This is a genomic window from Flagellimonas maritima, from assembly GCF_003269425.1.
GTDB classification, from domain to species: domain Bacteria; phylum Bacteroidota; class Bacteroidia; order Flavobacteriales; family Flavobacteriaceae; genus Flagellimonas; species Flagellimonas maritima.
Window position 1 is genome coordinate 3,356,044 of the sequence record NZ_CP030104.1, and the last position, 25,000, is coordinate 3,381,043.

General features: G+C 39.0%; 19 protein-coding genes. 4 read left to right on the forward strand and 15 right to left on the reverse strand.

What is annotated here, in order from left to right:
* Nucleotides 1–18 precede the first annotated feature (18 nt).
* The 15 genes from HME9304_RS14870 to HME9304_RS14945 form a co-directional block, all read right to left on the reverse strand.
* Nucleotides 19–972, reverse strand: coding sequence for a DUF5829 family protein (locus tag HME9304_RS14870; protein ID WP_112379330.1), 954 nt, complete (start codon nucleotides 970–972; stop codon nucleotides 19–21).
* A 1-nt stretch (nucleotide 973) separates the two neighbouring features.
* On the reverse strand, nucleotides 974–3,238 hold the full coding sequence (locus tag HME9304_RS14875; RefSeq protein ID WP_239023313.1) for a DUF5916 domain-containing protein: 2,265 nt from the start codon (nucleotides 3,236–3,238) through the stop codon (nucleotides 974–976).
* An 89-nt stretch (nucleotides 3,239–3,327) separates the two neighbouring features.
* Nucleotides 3,328–5,652 (reverse strand): TonB-dependent receptor, encoded by a 2,325-nt coding sequence (locus HME9304_RS14880; protein WP_112379331.1) that lies wholly within the window; start codon nucleotides 5,650–5,652, stop codon nucleotides 3,328–3,330.
* 4 nt (nucleotides 5,653–5,656) lie between these two features.
* Entirely contained in the window at nucleotides 5,657–7,084 is a 1,428-nt protein-coding gene (locus HME9304_RS14885) for a DUF3526 domain-containing protein (protein WP_112379332.1), read from the reverse strand.
* Between the two features lie 2 nt (nucleotides 7,085–7,086).
* Nucleotides 7,087–8,493, reverse strand: a complete 1,407-nt coding sequence (locus tag HME9304_RS14890) for an ABC transporter permease (RefSeq protein ID WP_112379333.1) — start codon at nucleotides 8,491–8,493, stop codon at nucleotides 7,087–7,089.
* A complete protein-coding gene (locus HME9304_RS14895) occupies nucleotides 8,490–9,206 on the reverse strand; it encodes an ABC transporter ATP-binding protein (protein ID WP_112379334.1) in 717 nt (238 codons plus the stop codon). Before HME9304_RS14895 ends, HME9304_RS14890 begins: the two co-directional genes overlap by 4 nt.
* 511 nt (nucleotides 9,207–9,717) lie before the next feature.
* Nucleotides 9,718–10,341 carry a GTP cyclohydrolase gene (locus HME9304_RS14905; protein ID WP_112379336.1) on the reverse strand — a complete coding sequence of 208 codons (624 nt, stop codon included), beginning with the start codon at nucleotides 10,339–10,341 and terminating at the stop codon, nucleotides 9,718–9,720.
* A gap of 105 nt (nucleotides 10,342–10,446) precedes the next feature.
* Nucleotides 10,447–12,858, reverse strand: coding sequence for a TonB-dependent receptor (locus HME9304_RS14910; RefSeq protein WP_239023314.1), 2,412 nt, complete (start codon nucleotides 12,856–12,858; stop codon nucleotides 10,447–10,449).
* A gap of 208 nt (nucleotides 12,859–13,066) precedes the next feature.
* Nucleotides 13,067–13,354 (reverse strand): hypothetical protein, encoded by a 288-nt coding sequence (locus HME9304_RS14915; protein ID WP_123877537.1) that lies wholly within the window; start codon nucleotides 13,352–13,354, stop codon nucleotides 13,067–13,069.
* Between the two features lie 61 nt (nucleotides 13,355–13,415).
* Nucleotides 13,416–13,718, reverse strand: a complete 303-nt coding sequence (locus HME9304_RS14920) for a DUF6787 family protein (protein ID WP_112379338.1) — start codon at nucleotides 13,716–13,718, stop codon at nucleotides 13,416–13,418.
* Nucleotides 13,719–13,747: 29 nt separating this feature from the next.
* On the reverse strand, nucleotides 13,748–14,206 hold the full coding sequence (locus HME9304_RS14925; protein ID WP_112379339.1) for a DUF6146 family protein: 459 nt from the start codon (nucleotides 14,204–14,206) through the stop codon (nucleotides 13,748–13,750).
* 66 nt (nucleotides 14,207–14,272) lie between these two features.
* On the reverse strand, nucleotides 14,273–14,914 hold the full coding sequence (locus HME9304_RS14930; protein ID WP_112379340.1) for a DUF937 domain-containing protein: 642 nt from the start codon (nucleotides 14,912–14,914) through the stop codon (nucleotides 14,273–14,275).
* Between the two features lie 72 nt (nucleotides 14,915–14,986).
* Nucleotides 14,987–15,937: a D-2-hydroxyacid dehydrogenase gene (locus HME9304_RS14935; protein WP_112379341.1), complete on the reverse strand. Its 951-nt coding sequence runs from the start codon at nucleotides 15,935–15,937 to the stop codon at nucleotides 14,987–14,989.
* A 147-nt stretch (nucleotides 15,938–16,084) separates the two neighbouring features.
* Nucleotides 16,085–17,149, reverse strand: coding sequence for a 3-phosphoserine/phosphohydroxythreonine transaminase (gene serC / locus HME9304_RS14940; RefSeq protein ID WP_112379342.1), 1,065 nt, complete (start codon nucleotides 17,147–17,149; stop codon nucleotides 16,085–16,087).
* 129 nt (nucleotides 17,150–17,278) lie between these two features.
* On the reverse strand, nucleotides 17,279–18,325 hold the full coding sequence (locus tag HME9304_RS14945; protein ID WP_112379343.1) for an acyl-CoA reductase: 1,047 nt from the start codon (nucleotides 18,323–18,325) through the stop codon (nucleotides 17,279–17,281).
* Between the two features lie 88 nt (nucleotides 18,326–18,413).
* Here HME9304_RS14945 and HME9304_RS14950 point away from each other — a divergent pair, with 88 nt between their 5' ends.
* The 4 genes from HME9304_RS14950 to HME9304_RS14965 all read left to right on the forward strand — a co-directional run bounded on the left by HME9304_RS14950 (nucleotide 18,414) and on the right by HME9304_RS14965 (nucleotide 24,965).
* Nucleotides 18,414–18,767, forward strand: coding sequence for a 4Fe-4S dicluster domain-containing protein (locus HME9304_RS14950; protein ID WP_112379344.1), 354 nt, complete (start codon nucleotides 18,414–18,416; stop codon nucleotides 18,765–18,767).
* A 481-nt stretch (nucleotides 18,768–19,248) separates the two neighbouring features.
* The gene (ychF, locus tag HME9304_RS14955; protein ID WP_112379345.1) at nucleotides 19,249–20,343 is read left to right on the forward strand and encodes a redox-regulated ATPase YchF; all 1,095 of its coding nucleotides are present in this window, start codon (nucleotides 19,249–19,251) and stop codon (nucleotides 20,341–20,343) included.
* 111 nt (nucleotides 20,344–20,454) lie between these two features.
* Nucleotides 20,455–22,320: a DNA topoisomerase IV subunit B gene (locus HME9304_RS14960; protein WP_112379346.1), complete on the forward strand. Its 1,866-nt coding sequence runs from the start codon at nucleotides 20,455–20,457 to the stop codon at nucleotides 22,318–22,320.
* Between the two features lie 17 nt (nucleotides 22,321–22,337).
* Nucleotides 22,338–24,965: a DNA gyrase/topoisomerase IV subunit A gene (locus tag HME9304_RS14965; RefSeq protein ID WP_112379347.1), complete on the forward strand. Its 2,628-nt coding sequence runs from the start codon at nucleotides 22,338–22,340 to the stop codon at nucleotides 24,963–24,965.
* Nucleotides 24,966–25,000: the final 35 nt, after the last annotated feature.

The following is a 25,000-nucleotide window of genomic DNA, read 5'->3' on the forward strand; positions in this document are numbered from 1 at the left end:
TAGTATTATGAATTGTATTTAAGGATAATCTTTATAAAGGTTTTTCAAGTTCCATATAGATTGGTTGCCCATATTGGAAATTGTGAGGTTGCCCAGTTTGGTGATACTGGTATCAGCGGTATTTAAACTGCAATGAATCTCGTTAATACGACTGAATGCTATGGTATCGGAAGGTGTGATAGTAATGGAGATATCCCCACTTGCAATCTTCAATGATTTGTCTTTCTTTGATAGTAGCTTGCAACCCAGTTGGCGCATTTCTTGAGCAATTCGTTTATAATCTTTGAGCGTACAAGTCATGATGATGCCGGTGATACCTTCAAATAACTGTTTTTTGCTATAGGATACTTTTAAAAAGGCTTCCCGAGAGTATTCTCGATGTTCCTTTTGGTGTAGACCATCCAAAAATGCTGGATTGTAAAATGCATACCAAGTGTGAAGAGAGGTTCTGGAAGTTGGGGAATAAAAAGCCTTGAACCACGTAATGTTTTCTTTCCGAAGTGGCACTTCAACTGTTTCGGAAAAATTTAAATATGGTTTTCCCGTTTGTTTCAATTTAGGTGTCACCCCTAAGTGAAAATGCTCGCCTTTGTTACGAAGGGCAAAACCGATTCCACTTTTGCCCACAGGCTCGTTATATTCATTGTTTGGTCCCAAAAGTTCTATAAAATGCTTATGCCCCCTGAGGTAGCACGAGGTCGTGCGGTCGTCAACAGCCTTAAAATCGGGTAATCCACCATCAATGGAGGAATAAGTCTCCTTTAAAAAATCATGTTGTGTGAATTGGCTGTAGGTAACGCTATCCAAGACAACATACAAATGGTTGAAGCTTACTTGGGATACGTTATGATTAAAAGCTTCATCGATTTTCTCTCGATCAACGATTGAAGCATCGTAGCTTTTCCGGACCTTTTCTTGACAAGAAGTCAACAACAGTACTATCACCAGATAGCTAAGTTCGCGTACATTCATCTCAAAACTGTTTTAAAAAAGTGATTTTACTGATAAATTGTGTACTCTGCTGAATAGGGTCGAATAAATCCGTTTGGGTATCATTAAATACCAGATAAATGAAAGATAAGGGCATATATTCCCAACTAAAGCGTACGTTCCAGCGGCCTTGTTCATCAAAACTATTGTACTGGTAAAAGGTAGAGAGTTGTACCCTTGGATTGAGTGCTACGCGCAGTCCTCCAGTGTACAATCGAGTATCCAGGTCATTGCTTGCCACTCCCACATTATTAATGTTATTGTACTCATAATCGGCGGTCAGCGCAATATGGGGCAAAGGGGCATATCGCAAACCTCCTTCAAGAGTATTTCTTGTACCATTATAAAAGTCACCAAAATCGTAACCGATAGACCCCGAGAATTTCTTGGACTGGTCGGTGTTATATTTCAAAACATATCGCGTGTAACTGTAATCGCCTTGTGCAATTTGAAGTCCGAGTGGTGCAAAATCAAAATTAATATTTTGCCAAGTAGGGGTAAAGGAGGCCTCTACAAAACTGTTGTCCTTAAACCAAGTAAAAATGGGAAAGATGTAAAGGCTTGATTGCTGAAAATTACCAAAATCCTCAAAATCATGGTAATAGTTAAAGAAAGCCCCAGGATCCCATCGGCGTACAAAGGGAAGCCATTTTGGTCTGAGAATTGCATAACCCCCTGGACTATGGTACATCACATCTTTTTGAAATACAAAACCCATATCAGGTGCATAATCTTCACTGACAAAGGCATTGAGATAACCCATATAATAATTGTTGGTACGTTTACCTGCAAAGAGGCGTCCCGAAAATCCTGTATCCCCGGTCTCACTATCCAATGAAGTGGAGACCAAATAGGATAGGGTAATCTCGCTTTTCGGCCGTATCAATCCGTCAATGGAGATGGTGGTATTGTTTCGACTATTAATACCCAGATTATCAAAGGAATCATCCAGTCGATATGTGATCATCGCCCCTATGTTATTTTCTTTACCATAGTTCTGGGTATAACGCGCTACTCCAAAAGTACTGCCCGTACTGTTGTCGGTTTCCCTTTGGCGAACGGCCAAAGCCGCAATCGTTCTATTTTCGTTACGGTCGGTATATCGTGCCCCTGCGTCCAATGGTGCGGGAGCTGCATTAAAGGTGTTTTCCAAGCCGATGGTTCGGCTGAAAAAAGGCCGTACCTGAAAATTTCCGCCTCCAGCCCAAATACCGGAATTCTCCAAAAAGAACTGTCGCCGTTCGGGGAAAAAGATATTGAAGCGTTCAAGGTTGTTGACGGCCCGATCAACATCAGCTTGGGCAAAATCTGTATTAATGGTCAAATCCAACACTGCATTGGGGTTTATGGCCCATTTTACATCACCCCCAATCTTTGGTTCGTTCAATTTTTCTGTAAGGACCTCTCCAGTTTTGTTTTCGTCGTATTGATAGAGCGCATAGGGTTCTACCCTAATATTTGCCGATGGTGGTGGCACTTCAAGACCTATAAGTTTAGCGGCATAGACCATCCGGTTTTCAGAAAAGGACTGTGGAATAGCAGGGAAGACTGTTTTTTCGAAATCTTTTCTAGCCAGGCGATAAAATGTAATGCCCCACTCAACAGCTTTGCCTTCAATGGGTTTATCATAGCGAATAGACTTGAAAGGAATTGCGAATTCGGCATAATACCCTTTATCGGTGCGTTGGGTACGTACACGCCAGAGAGCATTCCAGTCCTCATCAGTATTGTTATCATTGAAACTCTGCAAATCCAATTGATTTCCATGCGGCGTGGTCTGAAAGGAAACAGCATATTGTTTGGTATTCTGTGCATCGATTTGTATGCCAAAGACATCATTTTCCCCATTGTCAAAATCACGGCGTAAATCTTGCATTCGTACTCCTTTTTTTCCTAAGGAGTCTGCCGCAAATACCCCCACATATAGGTTTTTTTCATCATAAAGTACCCTAACCGTAGTCAGGTTTTTTATAGGACCGCCCTGAACAGGCTCTACCCGAAAGAAATTGGTGATTGGTTCGGCACGTTCCCAGTCCGCTTCTTCTAAGCGACCGTCAATCATTAACTTTCCTATAGTTTTTGTGGCTGAAATAGTTCTGGGTATTTCGGGTGGAGGGAAATTGTCAGTTTCCTTTTCTTGAGCCAATAAAGTAGCTCCTCCACATAAAGCAGGTAGAAACAAGAAAAGCAAAAAAAGCCGATAATATTTACTTGTAATCATATTTTCTGATTGATTGTAACGGTTCATAAATCAGTAGGTTTGATTATCCAATACTTTAGATTAATTTTCAAATCAATTGCTATCATTTCTATGAATTATTGCATATTCCTGAGGATTTAGAAAGTGTATCCTATCCGAGTTCCCACGTAATAATTCCGGTCCATCCCAGGGTCAAAAAAGCCACCAAATCCCGAATTCAATCCATGCATTTGACTATATTTTTCATCTAAGGCATTATTGACACCTACAAATACATTTAAACGAATTCCCTCTAACAGTCCTTGGGTGTATCCCAGCTTAAGGTCTAACAATTGATAAGAATTGTCTTTGGTACTGTTTTCGTTGTTAAGGAATATATCATCATAGAAGTTATAGGTGCCATTAAAATAAAGACCCCATTTTGTAGCAAGATCTAAACCTCCCACAATGCTATGCAAGTGTATTCCAGGGACCCTATTGCCATCAAAATTCACCTGCACTGTATTACCCTCTCCATCAACGGTCAATGAATTGTAAGATTCAAAGGTATGGTCCATGTAATTGTAATTGGCCCATATCCGACTTTTTGGGAACAGCGAATTTTCTTCATCAAACAGGTTGTATAGCAATGCCAATTCTATACCCTGGCGGTCAATGGCTCCTGCATTTTCATTTTCAATAAAGTCAAGATTACCCGCAGTGCCCACTACTCGTGGTACAATGACATCATTCTCATCCATACGGTAAAAAGTGAGGTCAAAGTTTAACTTGTCGTCAAATACGGAACCCCTGATTCCCAACTCTTTGTTCCAACCGATAGTGGATTGCAAATCATTGTTTACTGTGCGATTGTTGTTTTCAAAAGCGCCTCTAGGTGGTGGTGCAAAACCTTTACTTATGTTCCCCTGAACAGCAATTTTTTCGGACAGTAGTTTGACCACTCCTATTCTTGGTGAAAAGTCATTTACCTTACGCTCAAATTCCTGAATTCCAGTTGTATCTAGAAATTCCTGAAAATCCAATCTAAAATTATTGTAGCTGCCACCAATGGTCAATGTTGTTCTTGCTGGAAGTTTTATCTCGGCCTGGACGAAGCCCAAAACAAGTTCATTGATGATTTCCCGACTGTTTACTATTGGACTTTCAAAACCATTTGAGAATACATCGACATCACCAAGACCACGGGTATACTCAACTCCAAAAACTAAATCTGTCGGTAAATTGAACGGTTTAAATGAATAAGTGTTGGCGGATCTTAGTGAAAATGTAGTCGTAGTGTTTTGATCGGCAGAAACAAAAAAATCATTTCCTATAAGAAAGGATCCTTCCAATACTTGATAGTTGAATGTGGTATTATTCTTCCATTTATCGTTAAAGCGATATTGATGCCCAGCTCCAATCATCAAAAGTTGACCGATTAATCCATTATCCAATTCTGGTGAAAAATTGGATTGTCTAGGATTCTCTGCTACTTGTTCCGCTGTTAAGTTGCCTGGAATGCCATAACTTCTATCTCCAAAAATCCCAACAATGGATATGGTCTGTTTATCGTTGGGAAATACTCTTCCGAAGAGATTGATAAATTCATTTGAAGATGATGCTTCCTCACGATACCCATCGGTTTCCACATTGGAGTATTGCAACCTTAAATCGCCATTTTTACCACCTGTTGCGAAAGATATGCCAGCTCTAGTAGTACCATAAGACCCCGAAAAACCATCTAAGTTTAGTTGTGTCTTTCCAAATTCGGGAACTTTGTTCTCAAATAAAGCAACGCCCGCAAGACCTCCTCCGTAAATGCTCCCCGAAGGACCACGGATAATGTCCAAGCTTCCGACTGCACCCATATCCAAGTAGGCCAAGGGTGGAAAACCACCTGCGGAAGTTAATGGTATCCCATTCCAATACATTTTATAGCTATCACTATGGCCAACAATGCCCAGATTACCCCCACGTATCCTAATTCGGTACCTACCTATAGTAGTGGATTCCACCTTAACCCCCGGCATTGTGCTTAGGGCCTGTTGGGGAGAACGAAAATCGAAACGTTCCAAATCGGCGAAAGTAATACGGGAAACAGATGCAGGCGTCTCCAAAAGTCGTCTTGTACCTTCCAATGCTGTTAAGGTCACCCCGTCCAGGTTCAAGGTCTCAGCTGTCATACGAATAACAATTTCCTTTGGATTGGTTTCAAGAGTTATACTTACTGCTCCATAACCAATATAGGACACCGCAATAGCTACTGGAAAGGAGGGTACATTTAGCTCGAAGTTTCCGTCCCCATCGGTTACTGTTCCTTTTTCTGCTCCTATTATTGAAACAGATGCCCCCATCAATGGTGCTTGGCTCAGCCCGTCGATTACTTTGCCTTGAAAAGACTGCTGTGCAAACACTGTTTGAAATGCTGATAGCATCCCAATAACGAGTGATAGCTTTAATAGCATGCTTTTAAATTTGTCCATCTTACTAAGTTGTTATGATATTTGCTTTTGTTTTCTTGCTATAAACAATAATCCCCATGAGGTATACTACAATGGAAAGTACCAGTATAATTATCATTCCCATTGAGGGTGAGGCAATTTGCGGTATGTAAGTGAACTTGGGCAAATCAGGATAATCTTTTTGTGAGAAATCTTTATTATTATAAAGAAATGGCATAAAATGCTCCCTCCAACTATTGGCAAAGGCCACTACTTGTTTTCTATAACTTTCATAGTCTCTGGTGGAAGTACCCGCCATTCGGTTCAAGGTTTCCTGTACAATGATGGCAGGTGAAATCCATTTGAACTTGCTCACCCAATCTTGCTGCTTTTGTAATTGTTCTTCGTAAGTATTGACCACGGGGGCCAGTTCTTCCCTTATTAATTTTTGTGAAGCCATGTACCGATGGTAGAATCCTCTAAACTGGGTAGTATCATTCAGTGCATATTCGGGATGGTCTCGCAAGTAATTATCCAAGATTTCATCTGCTTTCTTGGTGGATTCTGCCTTTAAAGCACGCATATCGTTAATCATTAATGTACGCGAGGGCATAGGATATAATGTATTGCCCAACTGGTTAAGCACTGAAGGTACCAGCAGGACGAAAATCACCCATAGCCCCAATAGTGCAACGGCGTTCTTTGCTGAACTTCCTACCCAAAGGTTTACCAAAAATCCTAGGGCAAACCAAAAGAGCATATAAATCAATATGATTCCTACCAAACCGAAGAACACCTTTATCTGCGCAAAGGGATTGTATCCAAATACAAAACAAACGAAGATCAGCGCTCCAATGACCAATACGGAGAGCCAGAAAAAGCGGAGACCAAATTTTTGTAGCACCCAATTCTGAATGCCAATAGGCTGCGCCGCCAAAAGTCGTAGCGACCCACTTTCCTTTTCGGAGGAAAGTACATTATATGAAAAGGCTATAATAAGCAATGGCAATAAGTAGACGATAACAAATGCCAGGTCAAAACTGCCGAAGAGCAGTTGAACCGGACTAGTCATTTCAGTAAAGTTTAGTGCAAAATCGTCTCCCGATACTTTTGGTTTTACATAGTGCGTAAAAAGATCCGCTTGCCCTACAGAAACAAAGGCCATGGGCTGTGGCTCCATGGCTGCCACCCTGGGGTGGTAATTGCCCACTGCCATTGGACTGGTGGGAATGGTCCAGGGCGATGCACTTACCTCTAAACCTTTTTCCACTGAATCCAATAGTTTCAGCATCATTTCATCGTTCTCTTTAACTTCTTCGTGGGCCGCAACGATATTATCTGTTCGTTTGTTCACTTTTTCCTTACCGTTGCGTGCGGCAAAACCAAAAAGCAATAACAAAATGATGCTCAAAAGCTGTATCCAGCGGCTTCGCAGCAATAGTTTTAACTCATATTTAAAATTGTAAAATAGCATGATCAGATAGTTTTTGTGGTGAAGAATAAAAAGCCGAAGGAAGCTATAAGCCAAATTCCTAAGATTCCGAGGTTGGACGTATTCCGGGAAAGTATGGAACCTAGTTCAGGAGGGTCGTACTCAAAAGCAGGCAATGTTGCCCAAACATCAGCATCCGCTTGATAGCTCCAGTCCCCGTAGGACGAATTTTCAGCAAAATTCTTATTCAAAAACTTTTGAGTCGCAATACGGTATTCCTCTGCCGCATCTGCAAAATCCCAATGTGTGGCATAATCGGTGTGAGCAATGGCCATGCTTAGAAACCGTGTGGGCAAATAAGGTGAAATCAAAGCTAAACTCTTGTAGACACTTGCTTGTTGGGTGTATTGGTCCTTAAGATGATTATAATGCTTAAAATAGACCTCGGCCTCGTGTTCTTCGCCCTTTTGCATACGATATCCATCAAAGTTAAAGGGCAGTTGATGCAAACTATCTACGCCATATTCCCTCAAAACCTGTTCTTGCAACAGTTTGGATTCCTTGCTCCATGGATTATGCCCGTCCAGCCCCTCTTTTTTATCCTGAAGCACATTGGCAGCAAACTCCTGTCTGGTCGGGTACGGATGCTTGCTTTCGGCAATGTTACTGGCTGCTTTGGGTGCTACCAAACAAGCAATGATCCAAACACATAAAGAGGCGACCAAAGAAATACCGGATTTTTTAGTTTTAGAGGAAATGATCAAAACGATGTTAGTGAAAATCATATAATATCCTATATATATCAAAAACATTAAAAGCAGCGCGTTCCAATTGAGCACTCCAAAGTCATCTAGGTTACTCAAAAGAACCCCTGCCAATAAAAACAATACCGCCGTGATAATAAAAATTGGCAGGAAAAGAGCCGTCCACTTTCCTATTAGCCATTTCCAATTAGATATTCCCTGACTTTTTAGTAGAGTCAAGGTTCCCATTTCCCGCTCTTTTGTAAAGCTGTTATATCCTAAAAGAACAATAAGTAGGGGGATGATAAACAGCAAAATGAAATCAGGGGTCAAATCACCAAAGCGAGCCAAACCTGTCTGATCTGCGGCTGCACTGAATTGTGCCTCATTGCGATTATGCGCCTCCAGAAAAATTGAAGTTCCTGCATATTTATCTACACCTTGATCTACTAAGGAAAGAGGATATTTTGGTTTAAAGGCATAGGTTCCATAATGTGCCGCTGAATGTGGATTTTTTTCTCCTTGATTGTCCCAAACAGCACGCTCGGTAGTTTTGGCCCTGGCATATTGTTCGTTTACATTTTGATACTGTTTTGCGCTGATCCAAACTGCAATGGAAAGCAGCAATAAAACAATGGCAAAAGCAATGCGTACACGGCCTTCGCGCATAAATTCCTTGGTTTCTTTGATGAATGTTTTAAAAATCATAATACCGCTTCTTTATAGTTCATCGTGTCAAGATATGCCTGCTCCAATGATGCGAGGGATATATCATTGGCAATCAGTTCTTGCTTCAGGAGGCCATTTTTCATAATACCTATGCGAGTCGCTACTTCCTTGGCCCTGAACAAATCATGTGTAGCCATTAGAGTGGCGACGCCTTTGGAACGTAATTTTTGAAGTAGTTGACCAAATTCATTGCTGGCCTTGGGATCTAATCCTGAAGTAGGCTCATCCAACAGTAATACTTTGGCATCTTTTGCCAGAGCAATGGCTATGCCCACTTTTTGTCGCATTCCTTTGGAAAAAGTAGAGATATGTTTATTAAAGGCTTCCGGTTGCAGGCCTGCGTCTTCCAAAAATTCTTTTAATTCAATTTTTGAAAGCTTTTTTTCTGCAATTCCAGAGAAATAATCCAAATTTTCTACAGCTGTTAGGCTTGGGTATAGCATTAGGTTTTCAGGGATATAGGCCAGAAAACGTTTTGTGGCTTTTGGTTTTTTTGCTACGTTGAGCTGATTGATAAAAGCGCTCCCGGACGTGGGTGCAACAAAGCCAAGCAGTAAATTGATGGTAGTGGTTTTTCCAGCTCCGTTGGCACCGAGAAGACAATAGATTTCGCCTTCATCGACTTTTAGATTTAAATGATCAAGTGCAGTTTGATCACCGTATTTTTTTGTAAGATCAGTCGTTATTATCATGGTGGCTAAAATTTTTAAATGATAGGATACTACAATCACTTTGATATATAGAACTTATATACAAAGCGTCGTTTTTTAAAGTCAAGGCGTACTGCCTTAAGAAATAGTAGTGTCTTTAGGTTAGGGACGAGGGTGGACCTCTAAGAAGATAATTTGTATTCGCTCTCTGATTAAGAACTGATTTATCAAAATTCACACGCATTAAAGCACACGCAAATCCTAATAAAATTGCAGGGTACACCCAGAAGTATAGGGTTTGGCCCAATAATTTAGCGCAAAGTTCGCAGGCTAGGGAAGTTTTATCAATTTGGGTATCATGAGCGTTATGCTCAACATGAATACCAATATCATGTTGAACAAAGACATGATGTACGGTATGATATGACAATTGAAACAGGAGTATCACTGTCAATAGTATTCCAAACCGTTTTTTTGTCCTTTTGCTTCTCATGAGAAAAAGGGAGTGGATGAACTCCACCCCCAATAATTCAATTAATTTAAGTTTACGTATTTATTGAATATTTAAAACGAAATCCAAGTCAAAATCACTATCACCATCGTTAGCTCCTGTTGTAGCTGATTTTAGATCAGGTTGGTGTTGAAGTCTGACAGTAAATATTCCCCCTGTTGTTGTACTTGCGGCCGGTGTAGTCCAAGAAGTTGACAAACCTACGGGATTTCCATTCTCATCTTGGTCATTGTAATTGATCGGATCGGAAGCTGTATCTATGTTGCCATTTCCTCCTGGACTGTCGAAAGCATCGGTGGTGAAACTAAAGAAAATCTGGTGTTCATCGTCTTCATCCGAAATTTCATCACCAATATCTTCTACATCTGTTGGGTCCAATGCATTCAAAATTTCAAAAGTTAAAGTATATTGAGTATCCGCGGAAAGCGTAATTTCATCTTGTTCTGCTAATTCCGCTATACCTTCTCCGTCGGGATCAACTGCTGTTGCCCGAACCACATCGTTGGGATCAGCATCATTGGTGAAAATAAGGGTTACATTAGTAATCACTTCTTCATCATTTTCTTCTTCTGGTGCATCGTCATCATCACTACAACTACTTATAGCGAAAGTGGCGAATAGAAGTACTAGTAAACGATAATTTATAAATTTTTCAATTGTTTTCATTTTTACTTTTTTTTAATTGTTTTTAATTATTTATAACGGTTTCATTTATTTTAAAAAAATCAAGGAGGTCTGGTTGTGGTGGACCTAGTTTTAGGGGCATTTTTCTTAATCATTATTATTTGCTTTAAAGGTATAATTCAACACAAAGAGAATATTTCTGCCAGGTTCATCAGCGAAATATCGCATTTCATTGAGATAATCGCGATAACCAGTATTCAAAAGGTTTTGGGCGGTAATACTTCCGTTAAGATTTTTCCATTTAAAACTCCACCTAAGGTCAAGCAGAAAATAACCTTCAGGCGCATCTATAAAATCAAAGATTTCTGATTGTGTGGTAATGGTAACAGAACCATCGACCAAACTTTCTGGAGAAACCCTTCGAGGTGCTTGAAATTGTTGAAAGGTATAACTTGGCCTAATCATAAACTTTGAAGATTCAAACTCCCAAAGTTTTCCTTGGTCCCATTGTAATTCAAAACTTGTTGAAATAGGGGGTTGGTTTATCAAGGGTTCGTTTTCACCTATATTTCTTGACCATAGATAACTGAATCCAAAAGTTCCCGAGATGGTTTTGGTCCAATCTTTTTTCCAACTGTAATCAGCTCCAAGAAACAATGCATCTGCTTGATCAAAAATAAATGCGGGCATAGGACCTCTAATCGTTCCAAACACACCTAAAGGTCTATCAAAAATGTAGTTCTCAATATAGTGTGAGTAAACGGTCAGGTTGTGGAAATTGCCATTTTTGTATGTCTGAAATTCATTGATGAACTTATATCCTCTTTCTGGGTCGACCTGACTCTCACTTAAAGGCGTTACTTCATCTGTACTAAGTTCGCCATCGATATCGGTAAACCGAAGTAGTCCAAAGGTAGTCTTGAAGCCCTCTTGTCCAAAGCTGAAAAGTTCCGCTACATTGGGTGTACGCCAAGCGGTACCTAAATTTGTTCTAAAAGTACTGTTTTCAGACAGTTCTCTTACAAAACCGATAGATGCCGTAAGGTTGGTAAAATTATAATTGTCCCTAAAAATATCTTGATTGGTTTCGCGTCCTCGTACATCATTAGATTCAAAATCGAACCTAAGGCCTGCTTCCAAAGTATTTTTTTCAAACTCCAAGCTTTCACTTATAAAGGCACTATACCGATCTGTATTGTAATTTGGGATGAATGGAGTAGTTTGGGTACCTGGATTGTTATCGTTGTTCTGACCAAAGTATTGGATGCCTAGCAAGCCCTCCAATCCGTTCCAATTGGGATGTTTCCATTCCAGTTGATAATCATAGGTCATTAAATCAAGGTCGATAATAGGCAGCTCAGCATTTCTTCTTACATCAAATTCATCTCTTTTATTTAGTTGAACTCCTCCACGAAAGGTAAGTTTACCTTCTTTGGAATACCACCAGTTTATTTCCGCTTTGGCCAAATGATGTTGGGTTTCTTGCTTGGGCTCATTAATATCATAAGAAAAGGGATTGATAATGATAGGTTCATCGGAATTGATGATTCTTATAAAAGCGTTAGAGCTGCTTGCTACGGATGAACGTAAAAGTGCCAGATTCTGATCTACGAAGCTGTAGTATATTTTAAAGTCCCAATTTTTAAGATGGCGTAAAACGCCAAAGCTAAAAGCTTTCTCTTCTTTTCCTGTATTGGTAAGATTGTAGTCGGGGGCACTACGGTCACCGATTTTCGTATAATTTCCATTTAAAAAATAACTCCACTCTTTAGAGCCTTTACCTATTTCCAGGTTAGCATTAATTCCACGACCATTGGTTTGATAACCAGTTCCTACATTGGCATACAATGGATTGTTGAGCAGCAACGGATTGGATTCAACAATAATGGCACCACCCAGTGCTTCTGGTCCAAAACGGACCCCTGAAGCGCCTTTGATGACGGTAACACTATTTGCAGAATTAATATCTATTTCTGGTGCATGGTCTGTTCCCCAATTTTGAAAACCATGCTTGAAGCCATTATTTAAGATTAAAATCCGATTTCCAAACAAACCATGTATTACAGGTAATTGCACATTAGTACCCGTCGAGGCAAATGTGACGCCTTGCTGCTCTGCTAGTACAGCTGCTAAAGATTGGGTAAAGTCACTATTGATTTCTGATTTATTCAAAGTAATCTGTGAAATTGATTTTGTGCCTTTTTCCCTATTTTTTTCTGCTTGAATAGTTACCTCGTCCAACCCTACCACTTTTGGTGTTAAAAAGATATGGGGCAGTGCACCATGTTCATGATTATGCTCGTGTGTTGAATCAGAATATCCTAGACAAGAAATTGTTAGCGTATTTGTATCAGAACATAGTCCTTCAATGTAAAACGCACCATCTTTATTGGTCAGATCATATTTTTCTGTGCCATTTACCCTCACGGTCACATAAGGTATTGCTGCTTTGGTTTCAGCATCCAGCACCTTGCCACTGATTGTGTATGTACACGGTTTATTTTGTGCTATAGTCAAAAATGAAATAAATAGAAAAAACAATAAAGGCCTTAGCTTCATTATATTTTATTATACAAAGGAGTTTGAGCAGTCTTATGATCTTTTATAGAATGGTTATAGTTCTCAATGAAACTATTGTAATTCACGTTGTTGACGAATTCTATATTAAAAACCATAAATTAACTTGAAAGAGCTATTTTAAGAATCTTTGTAAAAGATCTAATTATCCCAGTCCTAAATTTAGATACTAGGTAATTTTAATAAATTCTTATAAAAGAGGAGGGGGCCTAGAGAAGAGTTGATACGTATTGGACTCCCTGAAAAATACTTGAGCCTTTTCTGTAAATCGTTTAACTTGTACTATCTCTTTGGAACTAGAGAGGATAGGTAAGGAAGGAATCTCCAAATCAGAAGATTGATTTTCAAGTGCGATGTCACAGATATCGCAATTTTCAATAGTGTCGCAATCATTACTTTGATGGGCATACACATGTAAAGCCGATACTTTGATAAGCATCAAAAAGATAAAAAGCAAGAGACCAATAATCTTTCTCATCTGCAACATGATACAAATCTATGCAAATTGACAGATTAAATAATGTTAATAAAAATATAATTTAAGAGATTAAGAAACCCAAGCCCATGCGTTTGAGCATCTTTTTTTCAAAATCCCAGAAAAATCGAAATTGGCCAAAAAGCCATCCAAAAAAAACCAGTAGAACTTGGTAAATTGGGAAAATCAAAAGGATTCTAACGGGCCAGTAAATCCAATTGGAAACGTTTCCTTTTTGTAACCCTATTAAATCAGTTAAGGGAGCGGCCAATTTTGCTGCACAACTTCCTGTTATGGCAAAGACAATGAAAATGACGACTATTTGAAAGTTGGACTCAATGCCCCAGCGTTTTTTTAATTTTTCCATCAAATGCTATTCAATGCAAAAATAGCATATTAAATTCTAGGAAAGAAAGGTCCCAACCGCTGATTGTATTTTCTCTGAAAATAAATAAAATAATTGTAAAGCTTATAATTTACTTCGTATCCGTAATCAATATTGGGATCATAGTCGATTTGAAATATATATAAATTTGGATCGAACAGTTGTGGTTGCATTACTCTTTGGTTCCAATTAATGACCAAAATATCGTTTCTATTCTCAAGAAAGTTCTGGGAATAATAACCTTCTGGCTGTGCAACACTTAACAGCCAAGCATTGAAACCTGGTTCCAAAATAATAATTTCATATTCAGATTCCTCATCCTTGATTTCCACGGCCTCACCTTCTTCCATATCAAAGTACGCTTGTTCATCTTCTGAAACTTTAATGGCCTCTTTATGTGTAGAACATGATACCACTATTATCGGAATCAATAGAAAAATAATGATTTTGCGTAATTCTTTTCTTTTCATGATTATAATTTACAAAAAAAGCCATTCAGAATTCCAAATGGCTTTGTTAATTATTGTTAAGATGCTTTATTTGCCGAAAAGTCCTCCGAGCACACCGCCGAGGCCACTACTTTTTTTATTTCCGCCATTTAGAACCATTCCCGCCAAATCATCCATTATACTGCCATCTCCATCGGAATCCAAAAAACTTTCTATTAGTGACTGCTGTTTGTTAGCTGCAGTATTACCGCCCATCAATCCGCCTAAAAGCCCATTTAGTCCCTCAGGACTGCTTATTTTTTGTTGTCTTGTCTGTCTGCCCAAATAACCCAATAAAATTGGAGCGGCAATTTTCAATATTTGTGAAACTGAACCAGAATCAATTCCTGATTTATTGCTCAGCGCATTTTCCACCTGTGGTTGTTTATTGCCAAAAACGTGGCCCAAGATCCCTGCCCCGTCATTTATGACACTATCATCGACACCTCCACCAAACAAACCTCCCAAATTGTCTAGAATGCTGCCATCATGCTTTGATGATAAAGCACTCATCAAACCTTGTGCTCCATTGGTAGTATTTGCATTCTTTTTCATGGCTCCCATGATCAAGGGCATGGCCATGCTCAAAACTTCTGCAGTTTTATTTTCTGATTGTCCCGTTTGATTGGAAACTCCGTTAATTAATTGTCTGCCCGTTGGGCTAGTTAATAAATCCATTAATCCTGACATTTCTATAGTGTTTAGTTAATAGCACAAAATACAAAAAAGAACCTATAGAAAAGCTCTTTGACCAAAAATGGACTACTTTAATAAATCTATTATTTGATGGGCAAGCTCCAAGCTGATACGTTCTTGGGCTTCTTCAGTTGAAGCTCCCGTATGAGGTGTCAAGGATATTTTTGGATGCATTAATATTCTAATCTCGGGACTGGGTTCAGACTCGAAGACATCCAACCCTGCAAAAGCCACTTTTTCATTATCTAAAGCGTCAATTAAAGCCACTTCATCCAATACACCGCCGCGAGAGGCATTAATTATTCCCACACCTGTTTTCATTTTATCGAATTCCGTTTTGCCCAATACATATTTCTTTTGTGATGGCACATGAACTGTTATAAAGTCGGAAGTTTTGAGCAACGTCTCAAATTCACAGTTTTTTAGGGTGAACTTCACGGTTTGTCCATCATAGAAAGAGAGTTCCAAGGTGTGTTCTGTGGTATGATGGTCGTTAAAAAGAACTTTCATTCCCAAACCCAGGGCTATTTTAGCTGTAGCGTGACCAATTCTTCCAAAGCCTATGATTCCCAATGTTTTTCCTTTGAGCTCTGAGCCTCCACTGTAGCTTTTCTTTAATTGCTTAAATTTACTGTCACCGTCCAAAGGCATGTTTCTGTTGGAATCATACAAAAAACGCACTCCACTCAATAAATGGGCAAAGACCAGTTCCGCAACCGATTCCGAGGAAGCAGCAGGTGTGTTGATTACATGGATGCCTTTTGATCTTGCATAATCCACATCAATATTGTCCATGCCTACACCACCTCGGCCAATCAACTTAAGAGTGGGACAAGCGTCTATTAAGGATTTTCTAGCCTCGGTCGCACTTCGCACTAATAATACTGTAATTTTATGTTCGTTGATAAAGTTGGCAAGTTGTTCTTTTGCAACTTTGGTCATAATGACCTCAAAACCTTTTTTTTCAAGTAAATCGATTCCGGATTGAGCGATGCCATCATTGGCCAGTATTTTCATAAGTGTTGAATTCTTGGTTCTCTATTCTTAATTCTCTTTTCTTTATTCTTGCTCTTTTGTTATGTATAAGCTTGTCTTGTAGACTTGTCTCTTTTCTTCTATCAATACTCAAAACTTAACACTTTGCACTTAAAACTGATGGATTGATCACCCTTTCTTCTCAAGTTCACTCATAATATCCACCAACACCCCTACGCTATCAAGGGGTAGGGCATTATACATGGATGCACGGTAACCGCCTACGGAACGATGCCCGTTGATTCCATTGATTCCTGCTTCTTTGCATTTTTCCTCAAAAATATTTTTTAGGGAGTCATCTGTAATATTAAAAGTTGCATTCATGATAGAACGGTCTTCCTTGGCGGCAAAGCCTGAGAAAACAGGGTTGAGTTCGATTTCAGAATAAATGAGATTGGCTTTCCTTTCATTGATTTCCTCGATTGCCGCAATACCACCAAGGTCTTTTAGCCACTGCATGGTCAACATGGAAACATAAACAGCAAAAACGGGTGGCGTGTTGAACATGCTGTCCTTACCAATGTGTACTCCGTAATCCATCATGGAAGGTATTTTTTTTGAAACTTTCCCAAGAATATCTTCTTTAACGACAACAAGTGTAGTTCCTGCAGGGCCCATATTCTTTTGAGCACCTGCATATATCAAATCGAATTTTGAAAAATCCATTTGACGCGAGAAGATATCAGAACTCATGTCACAAACTAAAGGAACATCGGTTTTTGGAAATTTCTTTATCTGGGTTCCGAAAATAGTGTTGTTGGATGTAAGATGGAGGTAGTCCAAATCTGAGGGAATCGAGTAGCCCTTTGGAATGTAATTGAAATTTTGGTCCTGTGAAGAAGCTACTTCGACTATTTCACCGAACAATTTGGCTTCTTTGATAGCTTTTAAACTCCAGGTTCCCGTATTTACATATCCTGCTTTCTTGTTCAATAAGTTATAAGCGGCCATAAGGAATTGCATACTGGCACCCCCTTGAAGGAACAACGCCTGATAACCTTTTCCTTCTAAATCCAAAAGTTCCAGGGCCAAAGAACGTGCTTTCTCCATAATTGCCACAAACTCCTTGCTTCTATGGGATATCTCTATCAAAGAAAGACCTATTCCATCCAGTTCCATAACTGCCTCGGAAGCTTTCAGCATAACCTCTTGTGGCAAAATACAAGGCCCTGCGCTAAAATTGTGCTTTTTCATATGTTGGTTTATCAATAGTAAATTTCATTAGTTCAAATAAAAATTGAGTCAGTGTTCTGTAATTTAATCAAGCAATAAAGGTCTTAAAAAATCTTTGATATAGAAACAGCTTTTAGCATTTGAAATCTTTTAGAGCTGTAATAAAAAATCTATAGTGTCAACACCATCGGCATAATCGTTTAATCTTGGTTTTTGGGTTTCGCCAAAATGTATTTCATTAGAAAATAATCCTTCAGAAACTATGCACTGGATTTCTTCTTTTTGAATGTTTGTTTGTTCCCTTAATCTTGGAAGTGAATCATAATATTCGTAAAATAAGGAAGCAATAGGGGATGAAAGGCTCGTATCTTCTTTTAAAATCAGAAATCCGTTGTCCAAAATCTTAAACTCGCTCATCAAATAAACGGCTTTGTTATAATCATAGTTATTCGCATATTTATGATGATATATAATTTTTTGAAAACCAAAAATCGCCTTAAAGAATTCATCAAAATTATATGCTTTGGGAACGTATATTTTTGAAACATTTCTACAGCCAAGACCGAAATATTTAAAAATATCTTCTCCTAATTCCCGAAGCTGATTTTTAGTCTCTTTACCTGTCAATACAGCAACGGCGTTACGATTTTTTCGAATAATGCTTGGTTTTCTTCCAAAATAGTACTCAAAATATCGACCGGTGTTATTGCTTCCGGTGGCAATCACTGCATCGTAGTTTTCAAATTTTCCTTCTGTGAATACTATTTTGTCTACTAGGGATGGTTCCTGCTCAATTAAATAATTGGCAAAATAGGGAAGTAATACGGTATCATTTGAGGATAGTTTTGCCAAAACTTTATTGCCCGTTAATAATACACATAGAAAATCATGGAACCCTACCAAAGGGATATTGCCGGCCATAATGACACCAACAGTTTTTGGCTCACTTGTTCGATTTTGCTTGTACTTTGATAACCATTTGGTCAAATTTTCATGGGTCAATTGCTTTGACCACTGCTCAAGGGAGAATAATACACTTTCCTTGGTAAACCAACCATTTTGCTGTCCTGCTCGAATGATAACATCATTCAAATCATTGTATTTATTATTGGTTTTTATATTGTGATTATCGCAGTGATCATGGATATAATTTCCAAGTTTAACAAAAGCTTCCAATATTGATTTATGTGCCGTCATTATATTTGTACACTAAACCACTAGGGTTTATTTTTGTGTAAAAGTAAGCATGCCCAAATAATTACGGCGTACCAAGAAAAAGAAAATTATGGCAATCATTATAACAGACGAATGCATCAATTGCGGGGCTTGCGAGCCTGAATGCCCAAATACCGCAATTTATGAGGGAGCAGATGAGTGGCGTTATAGCGACGGCACTTCACTCTCCGGAGATGTGGTTCTTCCCAGCGGAAAGGCTGTTAATGCCGATGATGTTCAAGTTCCCATCAGCGATGAAATATATTATATATCCCCAGATAAATGTACCGAGTGTATGGGTTTTCATGAAGAACCGCAATGCGCTGCGGTATGTCCTGTGGATTGTTGTGTCCCGGATGAAGATATTGTAGAAACGGAAGAAGAACTGCTAGGAAAACAGAAATTTATGCATCCTGAGGAATAAGAATAAAAGTCTTTTAAATTGGGAGACTGTCTAAAAAGATATATCTTAAATTAACTTTCACATCGAGCGGAATGGAGATGTATTCAAAATCAATATGTTAAAGTTCTCGACTCCGCTCTAACTGACTGTGGAAAGGCTTTTTAGACAGCCTCTTTTTTATGCAAGAAAAAGAAGAAATATATAACGGATTTTGGAAAAAGGCGGGTTGCTTCCTCTCCTTAATTGCAATCCTTACCATTATGGCCAGTATTGGATATGCGCTGTACGTATTTTTTGTCCGTCAGATTTTGTATTAAAAGAATCATGTTACCATCAAAACTTCAACTTATATTTGCACGCTGAAAATCAGTAGTCAGTAATTTAGTGGTTAGTGGTCAATAGTCAGTAATTGTTGGTTGATATTTTACATAAAATTTGAAATGTCAATCCTCGTATATAAAATCACATATCTTAATTCTAATATCTCAAATCCAAATAATATATGAAAGCCGGTATTGTAGGATTGCCCAATGTAGGAAAATCGACTTTGTTCAATTGCTTGTCCAACGCAAAAGCTCAAAGTGCCAACTTCCCATTTTGCACTATCGAACCTAACATAGGGGTTGTTAGTGTTCCGGATGCCCGCTTGGAAAAACTGGAAGAATTGGTGAATCCGGAACGGGTAATTCCAGCTACGGTTGAAATCGTAGATATTGCAGGATTGGTAAAAGGTGCCAGTAAAGGCGAAGGACTTGGAAACCAGTTTTTGGGAAACATTCGGGAAACAGATGCTATTCTTCACGTGCTCCGTTGTTTTGATAATGACAATATTGTACATGTTGATGGTTCAATTGACCCTATTCGGGATAAGGAAACAATTGATATGGAGCTCCAATTGAAAGATTTGGAAAGTGTTGAAAAGAAGCTTGATAAAGTTAAAAGAGCCGCAAAAACAGGAAATAAAGAAGCACAGAAAGAAGCAGCTGTTCTTTCTGCTTTAAAAGAAGGTTTGGATGCTGGGACTTCCGTTAGGGCAATAACAATCAGCGAAGATGACCGTACCGAATATGTTAAGCCTTTACAGTTGATTACGGATAAACCGGTAATGTATGTTTGCAATGTAGACGAAGGTGCTGCTGTTGATGGCAATACATATGTTGAAAAAGTAAAGAACGCTGTTGCCCAAGAAAATGCTGAAGTAATCTACCTAGCAGTAGGAACCGAGGCCGATATTACAGAATTGGAAACTTATGAAGAGCGTCAAATGTTTTTAGAGGATTTGGGGCTTTCAGAGCCGGGATCGGCCAAATTAATCCGAGGAGCTTATTCTTTGTTAAATTTGGATACTTATTTTACTGCCGGAGTCAAAGAAGTGAGAGCTTGGACGATTCCCGTTGGCGCTACAGCCCCTCAAGCAGCAGGTGTAATCCATACGGATTTTGAGAAAGGATTTATTCGAGCAGAAGTCATAAGCTATAATGATTATGTAGCTTACGGAAGCGAGTCCAAAGTGAAAGAAGCAGGGAAAATGCGTGTTGAAGGCAAGGAATATGTAGTAAAAGACGGTGATGTCATGCACTTTAGGTTCAATGTTTAGTGTAAAGCTCTAATACTTTATCATATCAACAGTATTTGTTAATTACTTTATTGCGGCTGTCCATTTATTTTTGTGTCTAAATTCTATATTAGCGAAGCTAACCCTTATCTAATGGCAGAAACCAAGTATACTGAGGATAATATCCGTTCCCTGGATTGGAAGGAACACATCCGTATGCGCCCTGGAATGTACATTGGTAAATTGGGAGATGGCTCTTCTGCTGATGACGGCATCTATATTCTTTTAAAGGAAGTCATCGATAATTGTATCGATGAGTTTGTCATGGGTGCCGGCAAGACCATAGAAATTGTTATCAAGGATAATACCGTCAACGTTCGTGATTATGGTAGGGGAATCCCCTTAGGAAAAGTCGTGGATGTCGTCTCTAAAATGAACACTGGCGGAAAATATGATACCCGTGCTTTTAAAAAATCCGTTGGCCTCAATGGTGTTGGTACAAAAGCTGTAAATGCACTTTCAAATTCCTTCAAAGTAGCTTCTATTAGAGATGGCCAACAAAAAATCGCCGAATTTAAGGCTGGAAACCTGGTGAACGAGGAATTGGAGGATTCTTCGAAACGGAGAGGTACCAAAGTAAGTTTTGTTCCTGATGAAACAATCTTCAAAAAGTATAAGTATAGGAACGAGTATGTGGAGCGCATGCTCAAAAATTATGTATATCTAAATCCTGGCCTCACCATTGTCTTCAATGGCGAAAAATTCCATTCTGAAAATGGTTTGAAGGATTTATTGGAGGACAACAATAATCAAGAGGACTTTCTATATCCCATCATTCATCTAAAGGGCGATGATATCGAAGTAGCCCTAACACATAGCAAAACACAATATAGCGAAGAATACCACTCTTTTGTCAACGGTCAGCACACCACACAGGGAGGAACACATCAAGCCGCATTTAGGGAGGCATTGGTAAAGACGGTTCGAGAACATTATGGAAAAAACTATGATGCTTCGGATATAAGAAAATCCATTATTTCCGCTATAGCCATAAAAGTTATGGAGCCCGTATTTGAAAGTCAGACAAAGACAAAATTGGGCTCTACGGATATGGGAGGAAATTTACCAACGGTCCGTACTTATATCAATGATTTTATTGGCAAATATCTGGACAATTATCTGCATAAAAACCAAGATACAAAAGACGCCATACAACGAAAGATCGTACAAGCGGAAAAAGAACGAAAAGAACTCTCAGGAATTCGGAAATTAGCTAGGGATCGTGCAAAAAAAGCAAGTTTGCACAATAAAAAATTGCGCGATTGTCGTGTTCACCTTCAAGACATGAAGAAGGATAGGAGATTGGAATCCACGCTGTTTATAACGGAGGGCGATTCCGCGTCAGGGTCCATCACAAAATCTAGGGATGTCAATACTCAAGCTGTCTTCAGTTTAAGGGGAAAACCACTGAATTCCTATGGTATGTCCAAGAAAATCGTCTATGAGAACGAGGAATTCAATTTGTTGCAGGCGGCATTGAACATCGAGGAATCAATGGAAGATTTGCGCTACAACAATATTGTGATCGCCACGGATGCCGATGTTGACGGAATGCACATAAGATTGTTATTAATTACATTCTTTTTGCAATTTTTCCCTGAGCTGATAAAGGAAAACCATCTTTACATTTTGCAAACCCCATTGTTTAGGGTAAGAAATAAAAAAGAGACCATTTATTGCTATAGCGAAGAAGAAAGAAGAGCAGCGATTGAAAAGCTTACCGGTAAAGCGGAAATTACCCGTTTTAAGGGTTTGGGGGAAATTTCCCCTGATGAATTTAAACACTTCATTGGAGATGATATCCGATTGGAGCCTGTAATGTTGGACAAGGCCATGAGTATCGATAACCTTTTAAAATTTTATATGGGCAAAAATACGCCTGACAGACAGGAATTCATAATAAACAACCTTAAAGTAGAACTTGATTTAATAGACGAAAACCAATTGCAAAACAATTAAAACGCACATCCTTCTAAATGGAAGAGAATGAAGATTTGAATGATGAAGGTCTAGAAAACCAAAACGGTTCCCAAGATACGCTTACCAAAGTGACCGGAATGTACAAGGACTGGTTTTTGGACTATGCTTCCTATGTTATTCTGGAACGTGCGGTACCTGCCATTGAAGATGGTTTTAAACCTGTTCAGCGCAGAATAATGCATTCCTTAAAAGAACTGGATGATGGTAGGTACAACAAAGTTGCCAATGTGGTAGGCCATACTATGCAATACCATCCGCACGGAGATGCCAGTATTGCAGATGCCATGGTCCAGATAGGACAGAAAGATTTGCTGATTGATACGCAGGGCAACTGGGGAAATATTTTAACAGGAGATGGTGCGGCCGCATCACGATATATAGAGGCAAGACTTTCAAAGTTTGGTCTAGAAGTTGTTTTCAGTCCAAAAATTACGGAATGGCAGCTCTCTTATGACGGGAGAAAAAAAGAGCCCGTAAGCCTTCCCGTAAAGTTTCCGTTGTTGTTGGCGCAAGGAGCCGAAGGTATCGCTGTTGGACTATCCACAAGAGTATTGCCCCATAATTTTAATGAGCTCATAGATGCTTCCATAAAACATTTGAAAGGACAACGTTTTCAGATTTTCCCGGATTTCCCCACAGCCGGAATTATTGATGTTACCAACTATAATGAAGGCATGCGAGGAGGTAAAATTCGGGTCAGGGCCAAAATTTCAACGTTTGATAAAAACACATTGGTCATAAACGAAATACCGTATGGAACCAATACATCTTCATTGATAGATTCCATTCTAAAGGCCAACGACAAAGGTAAGATCAAGGTTAAAAAAATTGAAGACAACACCGCAGCAGAGGTTGAAATTCTTGTGCATCTACCCAGTGGAATTTCGCCGGATAAAACCATAGATGCACTATACGCGTTTACGGCATGTGAATCTTCCATTTCGCCATTGGGCTGTATCATTGAGGATAACAAACCTTTGTTTATAGGCGTAAAGGAAATGCTTAAGCGTTCTACGGACTATACGGTTGAACTGTTAAAGGCCGAGCTGGAGATACAACTTCGTGAACTTGAGGAACAATGGCATTTTGCTTCTTTGGAACGCATTTTTATCGAGAACAGGATTTATCGGGATATTGAAGAAGAGGAAACCTGGGAAGGGGTTATTTCTGCTATTGACAAAGGTCTAAAGCCTTTCACAGAAAATCTGAAAAGAGCCGTAACGGAAGATGACATTGTTCGCTTGACCGAAATCCGCATCAAACGTATATCCAAATTCGATTTAGAAAAAGCACAGCAGCTTCTCGATAGCTTGGATGAAAGAATTGCCCAGACCAAACACCATCTAGAGCATTTGGTGGATTATGCTATAGACTATTTCAAAGAACTTAAAAAGAAATACGGAAAAGGGCGGGAGCGTAAATCGGAAATAAAGGTATTCGATGATATTGAGGCCACCAAAGTAGTGATCAGAAATACCAAACTATATGTAAATCGAGAAGAGGGTTTTGTAGGAACCTCACTCAAAAAAGATGAATATGTAACGGATTGTAGTGACATTGATGATATTATCGTTTTTACCAAAATTGGAGAAATGATGATAACAAAAGTCGATTCAAAAACATTTGTTGGGAAGAACATCATCCATGTTGCAGTTTTTAAGAAAAAGGACAATAGAACCATTTACAATATGGTCTACAAGGACGGCAGGGGTGGACCAAGCTATATTAAAAGATTTAATGTCACCAGTATCACCAGAGACAAAACGTATAATCTAACAAGCGGAAAAGCCAATTCGGATGTTCTCTATTTTTCGGCAAATCCAAATGGGGAGGCCGAGGTAATCACTGTGCTTTTGCGTCAATCCGGGAGCATAAAGAAATTGAAATGGGATATAGATTTCGCCGATGTTCTCATTAAGGGCAGGGGATCTAAAGGAAATATTGTTACTAAATACCCCGTAAAGCGAATCGAATTAAAAGAAAAAGGACTATCTACCCTAAAACCAAGAAAAATCTGGTTCGATGAAATTGTAGGACGATTGAATGTTGATGGAAGGGGAGAATTGCTAGGTGATTTCAAAGCTGAAGATTTGTTGCTTGTCATTGATCAAAAAGGAATGGTGAAGACCATACTTCCCGAGCTATTGGCCCGTTTTAGCGATGATATGATCGTACTGGAAAAATGGAACCCAAAAAAACCTATATCCATAGTACACTATGAAGGTGAAAAGGACAGGTTTTACATTAAACGTTTTTTGATAGAGAATCCCGGTAAGGAAGAATTGGTAATATCCGAGCATCCAAAATCCTATTTGGAATTGGTCTCTACAGATTGGCGGCCCGTTATTGAAATTGAATTTCCAAAACCAAGGGGTAAAGATGCGAAGCCAAATCAGCAGGTGGATGTGGAAAGCTTTATTACGGTAAAAGGAATAAAAGCCTTAGGGAATCAGTTGACCGCTGAAAAAATCAAAAATATTAACATTTTGGAATCCTTGCCGTTTGAAGAACCGGAAACACGACCAACCAATGAGATTGAGGTGGTTGATGAAGAGTCTATAAGTAATACCGATAATAGTATAGATTCAAAAGATGAAGGTTCTGATCAAACAACTTTGTTTTAGTGCATTATTCTACCTATTTTACCGTTCATGTATTA